General features: G+C 63.6%; 12 protein-coding genes, 1 tRNA gene and 1 pseudogene. 7 read left to right on the forward strand and 7 right to left on the reverse strand.

Annotated features, from left to right (window positions below; all coding sequences use genetic code 11):
• Nucleotides 1-393 precede the first annotated feature (393 nt).
• From C1T17_RS13855 to C1T17_RS13865, 3 genes are read left to right on the forward strand one after another with little or no spacing between them, the layout of a single operon-like run.
• The gene (locus C1T17_RS13855; RefSeq protein WP_104953949.1) at nucleotides 394-1,440 is read left to right on the forward strand and encodes a hypothetical protein; all 1,047 of its coding nucleotides are present in this window, start codon (nucleotides 394-396) and stop codon (nucleotides 1,438-1,440) included.
• The gene (locus C1T17_RS13860; RefSeq protein ID WP_104953950.1) at nucleotides 1,412-2,722 is read left to right on the forward strand and encodes a hypothetical protein; all 1,311 of its coding nucleotides are present in this window, start codon (nucleotides 1,412-1,414) and stop codon (nucleotides 2,720-2,722) included. The genes C1T17_RS13855 and C1T17_RS13860 overlap by 29 nt, the downstream gene beginning before the upstream one ends.
• Before the next feature lie 49 nt (nucleotides 2,723-2,771).
• Nucleotides 2,772-3,551 (forward strand): abortive infection family protein, encoded by a 780-nt coding sequence (locus tag C1T17_RS13865; RefSeq protein ID WP_104953951.1) that lies wholly within the window; start codon nucleotides 2,772-2,774, stop codon nucleotides 3,549-3,551.
• Nucleotides 3,552-3,560: 9 nt separating this feature from the next.
• Here C1T17_RS13865 and C1T17_RS13870 read toward each other — a convergent pair whose 3' ends face one another.
• The 3 genes from C1T17_RS13870 to C1T17_RS13875 form a co-directional block, all read right to left on the reverse strand.
• The gene (locus tag C1T17_RS13870) at nucleotides 3,561-9,143 is read right to left on the reverse strand and encodes a DUF3320 domain-containing protein (RefSeq protein ID WP_223262616.1); all 5,583 of its coding nucleotides are present in this window, start codon (nucleotides 9,141-9,143) and stop codon (nucleotides 3,561-3,563) included.
• Nucleotides 9,144-9,511: 368 nt separating this feature from the next.
• The gene (locus tag C1T17_RS21350; RefSeq protein ID WP_189338609.1) at nucleotides 9,512-9,676 is read right to left on the reverse strand and encodes a hypothetical protein; all 165 of its coding nucleotides are present in this window, start codon (nucleotides 9,674-9,676) and stop codon (nucleotides 9,512-9,514) included.
• Nucleotides 9,673-9,879: a hypothetical protein gene (locus tag C1T17_RS13875; protein WP_104953952.1), complete on the reverse strand. Its 207-nt coding sequence runs from the start codon at nucleotides 9,877-9,879 to the stop codon at nucleotides 9,673-9,675. Before C1T17_RS13875 ends, C1T17_RS21350 begins: the two co-directional genes overlap by 4 nt.
• 248 nt (nucleotides 9,880-10,127) lie before the next feature.
• Between C1T17_RS13875 and C1T17_RS13880 the strand changes: the two genes are divergently transcribed.
• From C1T17_RS13880 to C1T17_RS13890, 3 genes and pseudogenes are all read left to right on the forward strand, one after another.
• Nucleotides 10,128-10,736, forward strand: a complete 609-nt coding sequence (locus tag C1T17_RS13880; RefSeq protein ID WP_104953953.1) for a DUF3489 domain-containing protein — start codon at nucleotides 10,128-10,130, stop codon at nucleotides 10,734-10,736.
• Between the two features lie 11 nt (nucleotides 10,737-10,747).
• A pseudogene (locus C1T17_RS13885) lies at nucleotides 10,748-11,184 on the forward strand (DUF2924 domain-containing protein).
• Nucleotides 11,177-12,832: a recombinase family protein gene (locus C1T17_RS13890; RefSeq protein ID WP_104953954.1), complete on the forward strand. Its 1,656-nt coding sequence runs from the start codon at nucleotides 11,177-11,179 to the stop codon at nucleotides 12,830-12,832. The pseudogene C1T17_RS13885 and the gene C1T17_RS13890 overlap by 8 nt, the downstream one beginning before the upstream one ends.
• Before the next feature lie 246 nt (nucleotides 12,833-13,078).
• Here C1T17_RS13890 and C1T17_RS13895 read toward each other — a convergent pair.
• The 3 genes from C1T17_RS13895 to dapB all read right to left on the reverse strand — a co-directional run bounded on the left by C1T17_RS13895 (nucleotide 13,079) and on the right by dapB (nucleotide 14,661).
• Nucleotides 13,079-13,155, reverse strand: a tRNA-Arg gene (locus C1T17_RS13895).
• 64 nt (nucleotides 13,156-13,219) lie between these two features.
• Nucleotides 13,220-13,888, reverse strand: a complete 669-nt coding sequence (gene nth / locus C1T17_RS13900; protein WP_104953955.1) for an endonuclease III — start codon at nucleotides 13,886-13,888, stop codon at nucleotides 13,220-13,222.
• A 5-nt stretch (nucleotides 13,889-13,893) separates the two neighbouring features.
• The gene (gene dapB / locus C1T17_RS13905) at nucleotides 13,894-14,661 is read right to left on the reverse strand and encodes a 4-hydroxy-tetrahydrodipicolinate reductase (RefSeq protein WP_104955234.1); all 768 of its coding nucleotides are present in this window, start codon (nucleotides 14,659-14,661) and stop codon (nucleotides 13,894-13,896) included.
• Nucleotides 14,662-14,701: 40 nt separating this feature from the next.
• On the opposite strand from dapB, the gene C1T17_RS13910 reads away from it, so the two are divergent.
• Nucleotides 14,702-15,403: an NAD-dependent deacylase gene (locus C1T17_RS13910; RefSeq protein WP_104955235.1), complete on the forward strand. Its 702-nt coding sequence runs from the start codon at nucleotides 14,702-14,704 to the stop codon at nucleotides 15,401-15,403.
• Here the strand turns inward: C1T17_RS13910 and C1T17_RS13915 are convergent.
• Complete coding sequence (locus tag C1T17_RS13915) at nucleotides 15,400-16,704, reverse strand: MFS transporter (protein WP_104953956.1); 1,305 nt, start codon at nucleotides 16,702-16,704, stop codon at nucleotides 15,400-15,402. The two genes, C1T17_RS13910 and C1T17_RS13915, sit on opposite strands and share 4 nt — an antisense overlap.
• Nucleotides 16,705-16,736 lie beyond the last annotated feature (32 nt).

Here is a 16,736-nt window from a genome sequence, read left to right on the forward strand (position 1 = left end):
CTCAGCCTCCAAATTCGAATGCCCATGTGCGGTCGGTCCGCTATTGCGGCAGCTCGCGTTCGAAAACTTGCCATTCTGTTGGGAAATTCGCGGTACCTGCCGTCCCGTTCACGGGTTTGCGGGTGACTCTTAGTCGCAGAACGCGACCGATCTGAATGACCCCTCGATCAACCGTCTGATTCTCAGCATGGCCATCGTCCAGCGACGAACCAAAGAGTAGGTTCGCCGGCATAAGCAGAGGCGCGGCTTCCTCCACTTCGTCCATAAACCCGACGGCAGCAATCCTCACCTAGATCCTAGAAATATTCTCCTTCTTCGTCCTCCCTTCTTGGAGTATCGGCATTCTGATCAGGCGGTGGACATCGGCCTGGATGCGCAGCGGGGGATGGACGCGTGAGTTTTCTGACGGATCCGGAAATCGGCTCGCTGCACGTCGACCGGATGATCATCCATCTCGTTGGAAAGCGCATAGACTTCCAGCGCGCGCCGGAGACCCCGGTTCAGCAGCAGGAATTCTTCCAGTCGCGCATAATCGACCATGCGGCATCCGCCGTCCATCGGTTCACCGAACATTCCAACGTCCGGCCCGTCCTGCAGCAGATGGGCGCCGAAGATATCGACTTCGAGGCAGGTGGACAGGAACTGGCCAGGCTGTTCTGGCACGACCATCCGACGCAGAGTACGCCCGGCGCGTTCTTCGTCTTCCAGCTCTCCACGGAAATAGAAGGCGACATCCTCTACGCTCTCATAAAATACGACTACCGGGCCGTCGTCGAACTATCTCAGCGGGACGGTCATAACGTCCTACGCGAGATAATTCAGGCTTTCGTGAAGGAGAAGCGTGCGGTCCAAAAGTTCTGCATGGCGCGGTACCGGGATGGCACGATTGAGGACATGGTCTCCGCGACGGACCGCATGGCTGAGGCTCCGGACCTCACGGACTATTTCGAGAATTACCTTGGCGTGAGCCGGGCTCGGAGCACCACAGAGCTAAGCGCTCGGCTGAACGAAGCCATGCGGAGCACGTTAAATGAAGTTCGTGACAGCCTGCCGAACCGAAACGTTGGTCAGGCACTCGCACGGGCGAAGCAGGCCCTGAGGGCGCGCGGCGTGGTTTCGAACGACGATGTGGTGGACGCGCTTCTTCACGGCGCCGGCCGGCCGGCGGACGAGGAGACGATCGCCCGCTTCGGCCGGGTCGCGCGAGGGAAATTGAAGCGATGCAATCTCACCGACGTGGAGTTCAGGCCTGACCCAGATGCGCTGCAAGTCGCGCCGCGCCACAAGGTGAAGACGGCCGAAGGCACGCGCCTCGAATACGACGAGGCACAGCTTGGCAGGACCGTGTTCCGAGAGGATACAGAACAAGGCGCGGTCTTCACTGTGCGGACCGAAAATCGATTGGTCGAAGATGACACGGTCAAGATCCGCCCTAGCTGAAGCCATCGAGGCCCTGGCGGCAGACCAAGACGTCGCGCTGACGGAGACGCGCGACGGGCTCGTGCTGAACCAGTTGCACGGCGCCGACGTCCGGCGCCTTCTCGACCTTCTCGTCGCGGACGGCTGGGCTGACATCAGCGTATCCGATGAGGGCGGGCGGATGGATCCCGGGGCCATCAGCGATGAGGATTTCGGCATCACCGTTAAGGCTCAGAAGCCTGGTATCCCGGAGGGAGTGGAGGCACTGCTGACGCGGGCCGGCCTAGCGTCCGCCCTAGTCCGCCATAATCTCGCCTGCTGCGTCTGGATTCACGGCCTCAATGCCGCCTTCGAAACGCACTCGACTAGGTTCGCCCCTTGGGGCGACACGACCGCCTTCACACCTCGCGACGTCGCCGCGTCACCCCGAAAGGTCGTGCGCGTGCTCGACGACGGCACCAGATTTCCGAACGACCTCAGCCGTTGGATGCTGCGGAAGCCGGAAGCGGAGATCAACGGCTGGGGGATCGAGCCCTGGCGGAAAATGTCCGTAGAGCGCCTCGCCCAGGCGATCGCCAACGAGGTGGAGCCGGAAGGTCAACTGCTCTTCCGAGGCCCGCCAGTGACCCGTTTCGCTCCAGATACAGGCCCTATGGTGGAAGCGAGCGGTCTGGAAAATATTCAGGAGGCAGCACAGTGGGTGTATGAGAATGCGCGCGAGACCGAAAACAGGCACGGCCTTCTCGCGGCGGAGATCGCGCGCACTGCACTGACCGGAGGGACTGCGAACGATCTAGCCGCCTCGACGGGCAAGGCGCTGGAGAGCGCGAAGATCGCCTACAACTTCGGCGTCACGCAGCAGAGCAAGGACACGCTGAAGGCACTCGCGGATCTGCGTAAGGCGATAGGCGACGAGACCGCCAAGCTGGCAGAGAACACCCGCGGCCTCGCGACGGCGGTCACCGCATCGGTCGTGGCCAACTTGGGCATCATCGTGGCTCGCCTCACGGCGCCGGCGACTAGTGAGTGGGTGCCCGCAGCGGCTATCAGCATAGGTCTCGTGTTAGCGGTGTATGTCGGCACAATCATCGCAAGCGGCGTACACTTCCTCAGGCTCCAGCGGACGCTGAGGTCGGAATGGCGCGACCGGTTGTATCGCTTCCTAGACCAAGGGGAATACGACCGGATGGTCACCAACCCGGTGGCCAGTGCGGAGCGGGGCTTCTGGATCGCATGCTTCGCATCCGGTGCGATGGCCTTTGGACTGCTCGTCTCCGTATGCCTGATAGCTGGTCGCGTCTGATCGACAGAACCGCTAAAGCCTCACCGCAACCTTCAGAGGATCGCTGAGAATGCCGACGCTACCCCGACAGGACCGGATGTGCATCGAAGAGCTGCTAGGTATGTCCTCGGGATACGTGATGGACCTCACCAACCGAGAGTTCGCCGGCTTGGTGCGAGACGAGCTCGAGATCGACGTCGAGGATTCCGCCTATGCCGCTCGTGGAACGTCAAAGGCAAACCGCCTCCGCCACATCATCGAAACCGTCGAACCCGCTCCCGCGGCCCAACTGCTGCGGGCGCTGTGGTATCATCGCGAGCAACGTGGCTGGACGCCCGGCGAGATCGTCGAACCGCGCCCCAGTATCGTGCGGCAGCGCTACATGCAGGTCGTCGAGCGGCTGGAGCGCCAAGCCAACCTGTCCGACACGGATGCACTCGTCGCCTTTGCGGACAACGCTACGCTGGATCAGCTGATCGAGGCAATAAACCGGGACGTCGCGGCCGGGCGCCACGCTGCTGCGCTCGACCGCCTCCACACCTACTGCATGAAGCGGTTCACCTACCACCTCGACGAGGCGGGACTATCCCATGTGCGAGAGGAACCGCTCCAGAGCCGCGTGGGAAAATACGTGAAGTGGCTGATCGAGACCCGGGATCTGCGCCCCATGACGCATCAGATACTGAAAAACGCCATGGGCATCCTCCAGCAATTCAACGACATCCGTAACAACCGATCCTTCGCCCACGACAACGATCTCATCGATGCGCATGAAGCCCGGCTAATCTTCGACACCGTGGTGGCAATTCTGCGCTTCATCGAGCCGCGCGCGGACGCGGCCCGAAGTTGACGCGGTTGGTCAGTTCGCTGGCACGAGCATGTCCCCCTGCCATGCGAGACGGCCAGCGCCGACCTCCGCCTCGACCGCCTCGAGGATGACACCCTTGACCTGCGCGCTCGTCGATCGAATGCCCAAGGCACGGGAGACGGCCTGGACCACCTGATCGGCGGTCGCGCCGAAGTTCTCCCGCACGATCCGGGTCGCAGCTGCCTGCATCTCGGAGGGTGGGAGCATCTCCGCCTTGCGAAGCATCGGCGACCTTGTCGCGCTCCTATCGCGCACGACCGGTTCACGCCCTGGCAGATCTAGGAACTCGCCCTCCGCCACGATCCGCTGCATCTTCGCGGAAATGCCGATGGCCCGCTCAATGGCAGACTGGATGCGGGCACCGGCGCGCTTCAGCCCCCACGCGTCCCTGATCCGGTCAATAACCTCGTCGATGTGGACCGGTCCCTCCATCGCGACGACCTGCTCGGCAAGCTCTGACAGAAGACCCATCGGCGTTTCGTGCAGCTCCTCCAACCGGTGCGCGGGACGGGTCAAGACCGCCTCGACATAGAGGTTGTCCTCCGTAAGAGCGGGCGTCACGGCCCTCTCTAGCCCGATCTCCGTCACGTCCTCCCGCTCGACTGTCACCACGTCAATAGGTACGGCACGGTGATGCCGCTTCTCAGCGGCGGCGTCGTGCTCGGCCTTGGCCGCCTCAATTCGGGCGACGGCGAGCTCGATCTGCTCGTTGGGCCGCTGGAACCAGTCCGTGCTCCAGATGCGGTGGATCGTCCACCCGTGGCTCTCCAACACCGACTGGCGGAGCCGATCGCGGTCTCGTGCCGAGCGGGCGTCATGGTAGGAGGCGCCATCGCACTCGATGCCTATGAGGTAGCGCCCCGGGCGCTCCACGTCGGCGACGGCGAGATCGATGAAGAAGCCAGCTAGGCCCACCTGGCGATGGACCTGGTAGCCGCGCGCCTGCAGCGCCTTGGCGACCTGCTCCTCGAACACGCTGTCGTGATCGCGGCCAGTGCTCTCCGCGATCGTCAGGCGGCCGGTGCGGGCATAGTGGAGGAACATCCTGAAGGCGAAGACGCCCTTGCGGCTCGCCGCAAAATCGGGATCGATATCCTCGTCGGTCATGGAGGAGAACACCTCGCAGCGCTGCTTCGCGCGGCTGATGAGGACGTTGAGCCGCCGCTCGCCGCCCTCCGTCCCCAGCGGTCCGAAGCGCATCGGGACGCGGCCGCCCGCCACCGTCGGGCCGTAGCCGACGGAAATGAAGATCACATCACGCTCGTCGCCCTGCACGTTCTCCAGATTTTTTACGAAGAAGGGCTCCGCTGGATGGGCCCCCTGGAAGAAGCTGTCCAGCTCCGGCGGCAGATCGCGCCGCAGCAGTTCCAGCTGATCGAGGATGGCTCGACGCTGGGCGGCCGAGAAGGCCGCAACACCGAGCGAGAGGTTAGGATACTCGCGGGCGTGCGCAACGATCGCCTCCACCACCCTCTTGGCCTCGACCTGGTTGGTGCGCGTCCCGCCCGCGTCGAAGATACCTTCGGGTATGCGGTGAAAGCGAAGTCCCATGCCGGCCTCGGCCGTATAGGGGCTTGGCACGATGAACAACTTGCTCTCGTAGAACTGCCGGTTGCTGACCGCAATCAGCGACTCGTGCTTGCTGCGATAGTGCCACCGGAGCATCCGCGTCGGCAGGCCGCGCGCGGTGAAAAGCCCGAGGATGCTCTCGATGTCGGCGACACGGGTACCATCATCCTCCTCGTCCTCCGATCCTGCACCGGTCATTTTGGCGAAGAAGGCCGTTGGCGGTAGCTGCTTGGGATCGCCGACCACCACGACCTGCTTCGCACGGGCGATCGCGCCGAGCGCGTCCACGGGCTGGATCTGACTCGCCTCGTCCATGACCAGCAGGTCGAAGTAGAACTCGCCGGGCGTCAGGAACTGGGCGACGGAAAGCGGGCTCATCATCAGCACTGGCTTCAGTGCCTGCACCGCCGGGCCCGCCTTTTCCATGAGACGGCGGATGGGCATGTGTCCACGCCGCTTCTGCATCTCCCCGCGCAGGACGCCCAGCGGACCCACCGAACCGCCGTCGCGCGGCGGGACCGCCCGGTGGTGGGCACGGACGACCTCAACGCCGGCGGCGGCGATGCGCTGACGGTCCATCTCCGCGAACTCGCGGGCCAGTCTTCCGTGCATTGTCCCGTCGAACCGGCCAAGGTCCGGCTCGATCCGCACCTGATCGGCGTAGATCGCCTCGAAATAGGCCATCTCGAACGCGGGTATGAGCTGCACCGTGGAGAGTCGACCGTCGCGTAGCCTCTCAACCACGTCGCCGCACCCCAGTTCGGCCGCCTTTTCTGCGCGGTCACGATACGCGACCCAGCTCGAAATACGCTCCCCGCTCGACGCCCATAGCTGAAGGCGGTCTACGAGAGCAGAGATCGGAGCTTCGACGAGCGCCGGGAAGCCGGCCGCCTGGGTCGCATCTAGCATAAGATCGGCCTGGATCTGGGCCACGTCTTCGCAAAGTAGCCTCACATCCGCCTCGATCGCCTCGCCGCGGGCGGCGGGCTCTGCGCGGTCCGCAAGACGGCTCGCCAGCATCCGGATGTCGTCGTTGGCCCTGATCCACTCGGCTGCGCTAGTCAGCCGCTCCCATTCGGATGAAGGACCGTGCCATGCTTCGCCGAACGCGAGGCGCCCGAGGCTCCCTCCCGCAACCAGCTGTGCCGCGAATTCCTGACCCTCGACGATCCGGCCCAGCAACGTCCGACGCTCATCGAGCGTCGACGATACAGACTGCATGACCGCAGCAGTGATGCGGTCCGCCCCCGCGATGCCGGCCGTTCTCGCCAGTGCGGCGTTCAAGTCCGCCCTATCGGAAGCGCCCGCTTCGCCGAACACCACGGTCCAGGCGCCCTTCAGCACGTCGCGTAACTCGATCACCGCCTTCGAGGCGTCGCCCAGTTCCGCAGTGACGGTCGCTATTTCGGACGATACGCGGGCGGCGTCCGGCTTCTGAGCCGCGATCATCCTGGGTTCGGCGCCGAGCCCCTTGAGCGACCGCATCCAGTCGACGATCGCGACAAGTGGTTCGGACGACGTCCTCGCACCACGCCAATGGTCTCCGAAGGCGACGCGCCCCAACGCGTCGTCGGACTCGATCTCTCGCCGGGCCGCCTGCCCAGACGCTAGCGCATCTAGCTGGCCGAGCGTGTCCTCCAGCGGCTGTTCGGGGTTCGTCAGGAAGGAGCGCACGAGCCGGTTGGCGCGGCGCCATTCGCCGCTGAATATCCGGAGGAATCCCGTGCCGTGCGATGCTAGCGTGGAACGAGCCGCCGACAGATCGGCGTCCCAGGCGCCGTCGAGCAGCCAGCCGCGGGTGCGAGCTTGCGCGTCCTCCAACTTCGCCACCGTCGACGCGAGGTCACCGGCACGCTCGACGCCAGTCTCCCACAGGTCGGCCGCGAAGACCTCGGCGTTGGCCTCCGGCGCAGCCGCGACCCGCTCCGACACGTCAACGAGACGGCGGATGTCGACCAGCGTGGCCGGGGCCTCGCGCCCTACCGCGCGAGCGAGGGCTGACCCAGCAGCCAGCAGCGTCGGCAGACGCCTCGCGACGTCGGCGACCAGCGCGAACGCCTCGGCGTCGAAATCACCGGGCAGCGGTTCCAGCGTCTCCCTCACCTCCTCGAAGTCGGTCGTCCAGGCTTCCTCCAGGAAAGCGTCGCGCAATTCGTCGCGCATGGCCGCATGCTGGGCGCCCACATCAAGCAGGGCCGTGATCTCAGAGCGATGGTCCGGCCAGGCCTGGCTGGATAGAGCGGTCGAGGTGAGGTCCGGCGCGCTCGCCACGCGCCGCGCCAGTTTCACTAGCCGGGCGACATCCGCGAGGCGGGGCGCCGGCTCCGCCTGAAGCGTCTCGGCCAAGGCGTGCTGCGCCGCGTCGAGACCGGTCAATCCTTCAAGGACGCCCGCCAAGCGGGCGACGAGACGCTCCACGTCCATCGGAAGGATCGCCGCCAGACCGACGCCGCGCCACGGATGTTCAGAGGGGATGCCGATGGCCTCGACCCTCTCCGCCAATTCGGCGAGAACGGAGCGCCTGTCCGTGAACCCGTCCGCGCTCCAAGAAGTGGCGCTCTCGAGCCGCACGTCGTTGGGACGCTCGCCGTCGAGCCGCAGCCTGATGAGCTGCCCTATGGTCTGGAACGGGGTAAGTCCCGCGACCGGATGGGCACGGTGCATGCGGTCGGCGTGCCCGTTCAGTTGATCCCTCGCTTCCAGAAGGCGAGTGTTCAACGTGCCTGGCTCCTGGCCGCGTGGCGCTCCAAGCTCCCAAGTGCGGCGGAGCTCGTCGAGTACCGCGCGCTTGTTTGCCTTGTTGCTGTGCAATTCGAGGCATGCGTCGCCCACGCCCGTCGCATCAAGGCGACGCTTCACCACCTCCAGCGCGGCCATCTTCTCGGCGACGAACAGCACCGTCTTGCCGTCCGCCACCGCAGACGCCACGATATTCGCGATCGTCTGGCTCTTTCCGGTGCCGGGCGGACCCTGGACCACCATGTCCCGTCCCTGACGGACCTCATGGACGACCAGCGCCTGCGAACTGTCGCTGTCGACGATATGAAGCATGTCCGCCGGCGGGATGAAGCCGTCGATCTTGGCATCCTCCGGAATCATGCCGTCGCTGCCCTCGAAGCCCTCGGCGAGAAGCCCTCGGATCAGCGGCCGCTCGCCAATCAGCGATCCTGCGGGCCAACTCGCCGGATCGAGATCCCGATACATCAGGAACTTTGCGAACGAGAAGAAGCCGAGCGTCACGTCGTCGGCGATGACCTCCCAGCCGTGCTTCGCGGCGACGGCGTCGGCCACCCCGGCGACGTAGCCGTCGAAGTCGAAACCGTCGGTCGCCTCGAACGCGGGAAGCCGGATACCGTGAACGCGGTCGAGATAAGCCTCCAGTGATAGGTTCGCGGCGAAGTCCTCCTGACGGGCCCGCAGCTTGAACTTCTCGCCAGCGTTGCCGCGCTCGAGTGAGACCGGGACGAGAAGCAGTGGTGCGTAGCGCACATTGGCCGTGTTCTGAGGGTCGATCCACTTCAACGCGCCAAGGGCGAGATACAGAATGTTAACGCCCTGCTCCTCTTCGAGGGTGCGGGCGTCGTAGAAGAGTTCGAGCAGCCGCTTCTGCAACCCCTTAGAGGTCAGGCGGGTCTGAAGACGGGTGTCGACATGGCGGGAGGCTCGTCCCTTCTCATCCAGCTCGTCATCTTCCGGCTGGGCGAGATCTGCGATCTCGTCCGGCTCCTCCTCACCCTCAGCGGTATTCTGCGGCGATAGGCGTCCGGCGAGGAAGGTGAAGACCTTTCCCTCGCTGACCAGCAGTCTGAATATCTGAGCGCTCTTCTCATCGACGACCTGAACGGCCTTCGCGCTCTTTTCGGACCGCGGCATGTTGAGGAGGCGGTTCCTAGCCGACAGGTCGAGCAGCTCCATCCTCGCTCTGTCCAGCTTGTCGTCGATGGGCAGATCGCTCTGAAAAACTGAAGTCTGTTCGTCCGTGTCACCGACAGTGCGAGTCGCCACTTGATACCCCCCAATTCAACTCCAGGGTGGTGAACCAATTGTGTCTTTGTTGTCCAGTGGTGTGCAGAATGAGTTGCGCTATCTCATGCGGTCACTGTAGCGTCGTGCACGTACCTTCGCGTCGGTCGTCGACGGAACAGGGAACGCTATGCCTCGGGTTCCGACGGGAACGGTAGGAATGTCTCACCTTAAAACATTGATATTAGGGCGCCAAGTTCCTGGGCGGACGTCAGCTATTTCTTTGCAACTGCCGGTAAGCCGACGGTCGCGAAGGTCCCAGCTCTTGCCGAAAAGCCGACGGTTCGCTGCTCGACTTGGACTATGTCATTTAGCCAGTGGCACCTGATCCGCGCCTAACGCGCCGGCAATCATGCCGCAAGACTTTCCTCAGCGCGCACGCGCATGGTTGCGTCGCTTGAGGCGAGGTCATGCCGGATCCACTGCGGGGCTTTGGCAAGCACGGCAGTGAAGATGGCGGTGTGATCGGGCTGGTCCATGGCTCTGGCACCAGCAGCGATTGCTGTGCCGGTCAAGAGCGGCTGTTATCCACCACGTCGATCGCGTCGACGAGCTTCACAGCCTGCTCTGTGAGATGCCGCATCTGCACGACAAGGTCGGCGACATGTCGGCAGCGGAGGTTCTGCCCTTCTACCGCAAAGGCTGCGGCATCCTCGAACTTGGCGGTGAGCAGTGCGAACAAGGCACTGTTAAGGGCATTGCAGTCGTCGTCTTGCATCGGGGTGCACCTCCTGCGTGCCAGAAGCGATAATGTCGTGGCACAGTCCAGACGCAGCTTTTGCAGGCTCTGCACTTTGTGGGCTGACCCGTCGCTTTTCCATTCGACATCGCTGCCGAACAGAGCGAACGCTATTCATGTTGAACACGGGGCTCAGATCTCAAAGCCCCTGCCCCGATGGCTTAAGGCCCACGGGGCTTTGGGTGGTGGGAGCAGCATCAGGCTGCTCTGACACAAGGAGACCACCTATGACTGGCATCACCCGCTTGACCGACATTCAGCTGATCCTGCTTGCCACTGCTGCACGCCGTGACAATGGCAGCCTGCTGCCACCGCCCGAGACACTGGGCGAGGGACCTGCCCGCATCCGCAAGGCGGTCGAAGCGCTGATCCGCCGCGGCCTTGCTGCAGAGGCCGAACTTGCCCCCGGCGCCGATGCCTGGCGCACCGAAGGCGACCGCGCGCTCGGCGTCGTCATCACCGAAGCCGGGCGAGCGGCTATCGCGATGGATACTGCTGACGATGGTAGTGACAGTCCGGCAGTCACATCCGCCCAAGTTAATGGCGCCGCACCCGCTGCCGAAGTCGTTGCACCCCCGGCCCCGCCTGAGGTGCCAGCGCCTGAAGTGCCGCTCCCTGCCAAGCCAGCTCCTGCCCGCACCAAAACGTCCGACGTGCTCGAGCTCCTGCGCCGGGAGAGCGGTGCCACTCTCGACGAGCTCACCGCCGTCACTGGCTGGCTGCCGCATACGACGCGCGCGGCGCTGACGGGCCTGCGCAAGAAGGGGCATGCGATCGTGCGGGGTAAGCGGGACGAGGTAAGCTGCTACACCCTCGACGCCGAGGTCGCAGCATGAAGCGGGCAACCATGGAAGCGCGGGTCGCCGCGCTTCCCTCCCTCTCCTCGGCCCAGCTGCGCTCAGAATGGCTGCAGCTCTACAAGGCCCCTGCCCCATCGCTCACCACAGACCTGCTCCGCCGCGGCATTGCGAGTAAGCTGCAGGAGAAAGCTGACGGTGGCTATAGACCAGCGACCTTGCGCGAGATCGAGCGCCTCTGCCGCCAGCTTGGCCGGACCGGCGAGGCAACGTCCGGTCCTTCCATTCGCATCAAACCGGGCACAAGGCTGGTCCGGAGTTGGGGGGCGTCAGTCACCATGTCGTGGTGCTGGAAAAAGGCTTCCTCTACCGCGAGCAGCAACATGCCTCGCTCAGCAGCATTGCACGCCTGATTACTGGCGCGACCTGGTCTGGACCGCGCTTCTTCGGCCTCACGTCTCGGTCGAGGGCGACGACCGATGCGTAAGGCCGATAACACAGCTCCGCGCGCCCTGCGCTGCGCCATCTACACCCGCAAGTCGACCGAGGAGGGACTGGATCAGGCGTTCAACAGTCTGGACGCGCAGCGTGAGGCCTGTGCCGCCTATATCCTGAGCCAACGGCATGAAGGCTGGTCACTGGTGCCCGACTATTATGATGATGGCGGCTACTCAGGCGGCACGATGGAGCGCCCTGGATTGAAAGCCCTGCTTGCCGAGGTACAAGCCGGGCGTGTCGATATCATCATCGTCTACAAGGTCGATCGCCTCACCCGCAGCCTGTCGGACTTTGCCAGGATCGTCGACATACTTGATGCCGCCTCAGCCAGCTTCGTGTCGGTGACGCAGTCGTTCAACACCACCACCAGCATGGGACGGCTTACGCTGAATGTCCTGCTCTCCTTCGCCCAGTTCGAGCGTGAAGTGACGGGTGAGCGCATCCGTGACAAAATCGCCGCATCGAAGGCCAAGGGCATGTGGATGGGCGGTGTCATACCGCTTGGCTATCGGCTGGAGGATCGCAAGCTGCACGTGGAGCCTGACGAGGCCAACATCGTGCGCCTGATCTTCACCCGCTATCTCGAACTTGGCTCAGCGCTGCAACTGATGACCGAGCTTCGGCATCAGGGTATCCATGGCCGAATGCGCATCAACCGGCATGGACGCAGCTATGGCGGTGGCGCCTTCAGTCGCGGTGCGCTCTACGCGATCCTGAAGAACCGCCTTTATGTCGGAGAGGTCGTGCATAAAGGCCGCATCTATGCGGGCGAACATAAAGGCATCATTGAGCCTCATCTCTTCGACCAGGTCCAGCAGCAGCTTGCCGAGGCGCGGGTGGAGCGCAGCCATCGCGTCAATACCGACGAGCCAAGTCCGCTCGCGGGACTGCTATGGGATGGACATGGCCGTCGCCTGTCGCCCAGTCATGCAGCGCGAAGCGGCAAGCGCTATCGCTATTATGTATCGGGACTGCAGGGCGATGATCGGGATGAACCCTGCTGGCGCATCAGCGCGCCGGACATCGAAACACTGGTGGCAGCGAGACTGGCAAGCGGGATTGGCGACGCCATCGCCGCCAGCATCGCCTCGGGTGCGTTGTCAGGCGATGCGATCGAAAAGCTGAAGAAAGCGGGGAACGACACCATCGAGCAGATCCATGGCCTACCCCATGTGCAACGCCGCGCCTTTCTCGAATTGATCACGCGCATCGATCTTTCCGAAGCGCATCTCACCATCACAGCAGACCTCAGCGCCATCGATGCCAGCCTTACCTCACCGGAGATAACCGTGCCCATCGGCTTCGCGCGATCCGGCCGACAGATCAAACTGGTGCTGCCGCCGGCGCACGACGACATGCCATCACCTAACGCCGCGCTGCTCAAGCTGATCGCACAGGCCTTTGCCGCACGGCGTGAACTGGAAAATGGCGGATCCTTCGATGCCGTCGCCGAGAGACTCGGCTATGGTCGCCACTATCTGGCCGACCTGCTGCGGACGAGCTTTCTGTCCCCTAAGATCATCACCGCCATCATCGAGGGTCGGCAGCCGGCGTCGCTTTCGCGCACCGAGTTGATACGAACCAAGAATCTTCCGCTGCTCTGGTCCGAGCAGGGAGCCGTGTTCGGCATCACCTGATTACTTTAACACCTGATGCATCTGGGCGAGGCCATGGCCTCGCCCTTCTCGTTTCGGGCCACTCACAAATCTCGCGGCTACCAACAAAGGGATTCCAGATATCGGGCATATTTGCGCCCATGAACAGTACTGGAAGCGTCTGCATTTCGCGCTCCACAAACGAGGCAGCAGTAAGTCACGGGAAAGGCCCGACAAAACTGCCTCTAGGCAGCCCACTTCGCGACCATGCAGGTACTGAGATGAAAGTGGTGCACCCGACAGGATTCGAACCTGTGGCCTCTGCCTTCGGAGGGCAGCGCTCTATCCAGCTGAGCTACGGGTGCTTGGGCGATGCGCCGTTGGGGTCGCTTAGCAAAGGCGTTGGCGGAGCGCCAGCGGCAAAATGCTTCAATTTGCCAACGGCGCGGTGATGACCTTCGCCGGCGGTGGCGTCTTGGGTTTATAGCGGCACAGGTCCGCAACGATGCAGCGCCAGCATTCGGGCTTCCGCGCCTTGCAGACATAGCGGCCGTGCAGGATCAGCCAGTGATGCGCGTCGCGGCGGAAGGGTGCGGGCGTCTGCTTGTCGAGCTTCGTTTCGACTTCGACCACATTTTTACCTGGAGCAAGACCGGTGCGATTGCCGACGCGGAAGATGTGCGTGTCGACGGCGAAAGTCTCTGCTCCGAACGCCGTGTTCATAACCACATTGGCAGTCTTGCGCCCCACACCGGGCAGCGTCGTCAGCAGGTCGCGATCCTGCGGGACTTTGCCGCCGAAATCGCGGACCAACATCTCGGACAGGGCGATCACATTCTTCGCCTTGGCATTGTACAGGCCGATGGTCTTGATGTGCTGTTTAAGGCCCTCCTCGCCCAGCGCCACCATCTGTTCGGGCGTCTCGACTTGCTGGAAGAGCAGCCGCGTGGCCTTGTTCACGCCGACATCCGTGGATTGCGCGGACAGCGTCACCGCGACCAGCAATTGATAGTCGTTGCCATAGGCAAGTTCGGTCTGCGGCACCGGGTTGTCTTCCGCAAGTCGCGAATAAAATTCGAAGATATCGGCTTTCTTCATGCGCGTCAGAGGCCGAGGACGCTTTTCATGTCGTAACGCCCCGCGGATTGCCCGGCGAGCCACAGCGCCGCTTTGATTGCCCCGCGCGCGAAGATGCTGCGGTTCTCGGCGCGATGGCAGAGTTCGATGCGTTCGCCTTCGGCCGCAAAGATTACCTGATGGTCGCCTGAAACCGATCCACCACGCAAGGATGCAAAGCCGATACTGCCCGGTTCACGGGCGCCGGTTATGCCATCGCGGCCACGCACGCTGCTGTCGGCCAACGCAATCCCTCGGCCCTTCGCCGCCGCTTCGCCGAGCAGCAAGGCGGTGCCGGAGGGTGCATCGACCTTATGCCGGTGATGCATCTCCACGATTTCTATGTCCCAGTCGTCGCCTAACCGCCGCGCAGCATCCTCCACAAGCGCGGCGAGGAGATTGACGCCGAGCGACGTGTTCCCGGTCTGCAATATCGCGATCTGCTCCGCCGCCTGATCGATCAGCGCATGATGGACGTGCTCCAGCCCGGTCGTGCCGATCACGATCGGGCGGCGCGCGGCGATGCAGGCGTCGAGATGATCGCCGAGCGCCGACGGCGAGGAGAAGTCGATCAGCACGCCGCTCGCTTCGGCAAGTGCCAGCGGATCATTGCCGATGGCGAGACCGGGTGCGATCTCCCCGCGTCGCCCTGCCCGGTCGACTCCGCCCGCGATCCCCACGCCCGCCTCGTGCGCGGCGGCGGCGATCGCCTGCCCCATGCGTCCTGCCGCACCGTAAATACCAATTGCGGTCATCGCTGTTGCGCCCTTGCTGCTGTCATGCTTCGATGCGCGGATGCCAGACATTCGCAACATTGTCATCCTCACGGGCGCAGGAATCTCCGCCGAGAGCGGCCTTGCCACTTTTCGCGGGCCGGACGGGCTTTGGGAGGGGCATAGGGTGGAGGACGTGTGCACGCCCGAAGCCCTGGCGCGCAATCCGGAGTTGGTGCACCGCTTCTATGACGAGCGGCGCGCGAAGCTGGCGGAAGTTACGCCCAATGCGGCGCATGAGGCGCTGGCGGAACTGGATCATCAGTGGCCGGGCGAATTGCTGATCGTGACGCAGAATGTGGATGATCTGCACGAGCGTGCCGGGGCGAACCGGATGCTGCACATGCATGGCGAGTTGATGTCGGCGCTATGCGCGGCGTGCGGTGCGTCGAAGCTATGGCATGATCCGATGCCGCCGGGGACTGCCTGCCCCTTCTGCAATGCGCATAGCCTGCGGCCCGACATCGTGTTTTTCGGCGAAATGCCCTATGAAATGGAGCGGATCGACGCGGCCCTGCGGGAGGCGGATCTATTCGTCTCCATCGGCACGTCGGGGGCCGTGTATCCTGCCGCAGGGTTCGTCCAGACGGCGCGGCATGTCGGTGCCGAAACGCTGGAGCTTAATCTCGATCCTTCGGCGGGCAGCATCTACTTCCATGACACCCGGATCGGTCCTGCCAGTGTTCTCGTGCCCGAATGGGTGAACAGTTTGCTCGCAGGCTAGTCGAGGTCGCGGTCGATCAGGCTATGCTGCCTGGTATCACGCATCGAGAGAAAAGCTATCAGTGAGACGCCGATCATCCCGGTGACGTACCAGTAGAACGTCGACTCTATGCCCCTGCCCTTCAAGTCGAACGCGACATATTCCGCTGTCCCGCCGAACAGCGCATTGGCGATCGCGTAGGGCAGCGCGACGCCCAAAGCGCGGATATTGGCAGGGAAAAGCTCCGCCTTCACGACTGCATTGATCGCAGTGTAGCCGCTGACGATGGTGAGGGCGAAGAGGACCAGCAGGAACGCCTCGACCGGGCTGCGCACGGTTTCGAGCGAGCGGAATATCCACACGGTGCCGAGGACGCCCAATACCCCGAAGCCTATCATGATGGGCCTCCGCCCGATCTGGTCGGACAAAGCGCCGACGACTGGCTGGAGCAGCATGTAGACGAACAGTGCGCAGGCCATGATGCCGGTCGCGGTCTCCCGGCTGAATCCCGAGGTGTTGACCAGGAACTTCTGCATGTAAGTCGAATAGGCATAGAAGGCGAGTGTGCCGCCCGCCGTCAGCGCGATGACCAGAAACGCCTGGCCGGGATAATGTTTGAACAGCGCGAACATACCTGATTTCGGCGCTTCGCTCGTCTTCGCCGCCTCGAACGATTGTGTCTCCATCAGCCGCCGGCGCAGATAGAGAACGCCGATCGCAAGCGCCCCACCGATCAAAAACGGGATGCGCCAGCCCCAGCTTTCCAACGTCGCTTCGGCCATCGTCGCCTGCAACACTAACAGCACGGCGAGCGCCAGCAGTTGCCCCATGATGAGCGTCACATATTGGAAGCTGGAGAAGAAACCGCGATGCTTTTGGCTCGCCATTTCGGAAAGATAGGTCGCGCTGGCCCCATATTCGCCGCCGACACTGAGCCCCTGCATTAGCCGCGCGAGGATCAGCAGGGCGGGCGACCAATAGCCGATGCTGGCATAGCCTGGCGTCACCGCGATCAGCAGCGACCCGCCGCACATCAGGCCGACCGACAGCGTAAGGCCAGACTTACGCCCGTGCCGGTCGGCATAAACCCCCATGATCCACGCGCCAATCGGGCGCATCAGGAAACCGACCGCGAACACCGCCGCCGTGTTCAGCAACTGCGCAGTGGAGTCGCCCTTCGGGAAGAACACCGGCGCGAAATAGAGCGCGAAGGCGGAGTAGACATACCAGTCGTACCACTCGACCAGGTTGCCCGCGGAGCCGCCGAAGATCGCGAACAGACGGCTACGCTGTGTCAGAGCGGTCGGAGCGGTGTCGGCCATACAAGTCCTCAGGATTGTGCCCGCTTCTGATC

It is taken from the genome of Sphingobium sp. SCG-1, from assembly GCF_002953135.1.
Classification (GTDB): domain Bacteria; phylum Pseudomonadota; class Alphaproteobacteria; order Sphingomonadales; family Sphingomonadaceae; genus Sphingobium.